The organism is Vibrio sp. 10N.222.52.C12 (assembly GCF_041474215.1).
Taxonomy (GTDB): Bacteria; Pseudomonadota; Gammaproteobacteria; order Enterobacterales; family Vibrionaceae; genus Vibrio; species Vibrio crassostreae_C.
In genome coordinates, this window is the sequence record NZ_JBFRTR010000244.1 from 1 (window position 1) to 454 (window position 454).

General features: G+C 50.4%; 3 tRNA genes. All 3 read right to left on the reverse strand.

Going from position 1 to position 454, the window contains the following annotated elements:
- Positions 1-72 precede the first annotated feature (72 nt).
- Positions 73-149, reverse strand: a tRNA-Met gene (locus AB4623_RS24115).
- 53 nt (positions 150-202) lie between these two features.
- Positions 203-278: transfer RNA gene (locus AB4623_RS24120), tRNA-Gly, on the reverse strand.
- Between the two features lie 75 nt (positions 279-353).
- Positions 354-430, reverse strand: a tRNA-Met gene (locus AB4623_RS24125).
- Between the last annotated feature and the right edge of the window lie 24 nt (positions 431-454).

A 454-nucleotide genomic window follows, 5' to 3' on the forward strand; every position in this document is an offset into this window, starting at 1 on the left:
ACTGAGCTAGTATCGCATTCGTTATTCGCTGTTCATACTGCCTTGGGCAACAGATAGCGCTTAACTGTAATGTGGTTGCGGGAGCCGGATTTGAACCGACGACCTTCGGGTTATGAGCCCGACGAGCTACCAAACTGCTCCATCCCGCGTCCGGATGCATTATTTAAGTTAATGATTCTTCCCTCTCTCTTCGAAAAGAAAGTGGAGCGATACATCGGGTTCGAACCGATGACCTCAACCTTGGCAAGGTTGCGCTCTACCAACTGAGCTAGTATCGCATTAGTTAATCGCTGCTCTTACTGCCTTGGGCAGCTCTTACCGCCTTGGACAACAGATAGCGCTTAACTGTAATGTGGTTGCGGGAGCCGGATTTGAACCGACGACCTTCGGGTTATGAGCCCGACGAGCTACCAAACTGCTCCATCCCGCGTCCGAATGCATTGTTTAAGACAAT